We start from the raw sequence: 1267 nt of genomic DNA, 5'->3' as shown, positions 1-1267 counted from the left end.
TAAGTCGTAACAAGGTAGCCGTAGGGGAATCTGCGGCTGGATCACCTCCTAACGTCCCGTGACTCGTCTCGGTCCGCCGAGACGAGCACACCTTTCCGTATTCCGTTGGCGAACGTTCGGACACCACGTCCGACCGGGCACCTACGAACCATCGTGGCTCACACTATCAATACGCCCCTCACCCACGCGGGTGAGGTGGGCCCATAGCTCAGTGGGAGAGTGCCTCCTTTGCAAGGAGGATGCCCTGGGTTCGAATCCCAGTGGGTCCATGTCTCAGGGCCAGACGAAGACCGTGTCCCTTAAGTGGGAGACGGGCCGACGTTCTGGTCCTGAAACGAACTGATGCACCATCCCGGGAGACCGCGGATGGGAAGGGTTCGAGACGCGCCTGGCCCAAGGTCCAGGCCGTACAATGACGACCGTGTGTACGTGCAATCCAGACGCCCACTGAACTCGTTCCATCGGGTTCATGGCGAATTCCACTCAGAATGGCTACTGTGCCATCTGGTGAATAGCTCGGCTCGAGCGCCGATGACGGACGTGCCAAGCTGCGATAAGCCTCAGGGAGTTGCATGGAAACGAAGAACTGAGGATCTCCGAATGGGAATCCCTACACAATTGCTTCGCGCAATGGGGAACGTTCCGAATTGAAACATCTTAGTAGGAACAGGAAGAGAAAGCAAACCGCGATGTCGTCAGTAACGGCGAGTGAAGGCGACACAGTCCAAACCGAAGCCTTCGGGCAATGTGGTGTTCGGACTGGCTCTCATCAGCAGAAACCTGACCTGAAGTCTCCTGGAACGGAGCGTGATACAGGGTGAAAACCCCGTAAGGTCAACCAGTACGCTGTGCGTCAGTACCAGAGTAGCGGGGGTTGGATATCCCTCGTGAATTTAGCAGGCATCGACTGCTAAGACTAAACACGTCTCGAGACCGATAGCGAACAAGTAGCGTGAGCGAACGCTGAAAAGCACCCCGAGAAGGGCGGTGCAATAGGGCTTGAAATCAGGTGGCGATAGAGCGACGGGGCATACAAGGCCTCTCGAAAAACGACCGAAGTGCGAACTTCCAGTAGGAATCGAGAGGAGCCGATGTTCCGTCGTACGTTTTGAAAAACGAACCAGGGAGTGTATCTATTCGACGAGTCTAACCGGTGTACCCGGGAAGGCGCAGGGAAACCGATACGAGCGCAGCACTTTGTGTGAGGCTCACCGTGTTCAAGCGCGGGGAGTCGAATGGATACTACCCGAAACCGAGTGATCTACAC

Annotated in this window: 1 tRNA gene and 2 rRNA genes; all 3 read left to right on the top strand. The window is 56.2% G+C overall.

Going from position 1 to position 1267, the window contains the following annotated elements:
- A 16S ribosomal RNA gene (locus tag N5095_RS22450) occupies positions 1–50 on the top strand; the annotation flags it as partial.
- Between the two features lie 147 nt (positions 51–197).
- Positions 198–269: transfer RNA gene (locus tag N5095_RS00010), tRNA-Ala, on the top strand.
- 214 nt (positions 270–483) lie between these two features.
- A 23S ribosomal RNA gene (locus N5095_RS00005) occupies positions 484–1267 on the top strand; the annotation flags it as partial.

Source organism: Halobium salinum, assembly GCF_026586625.1.
Classification (GTDB): domain Archaea; phylum Halobacteriota; class Halobacteria; order Halobacteriales; family Haloferacaceae; genus Halobium; species Halobium salinum.
This window is presented reverse-complemented; position numbering and strand designations above follow the sequence as displayed.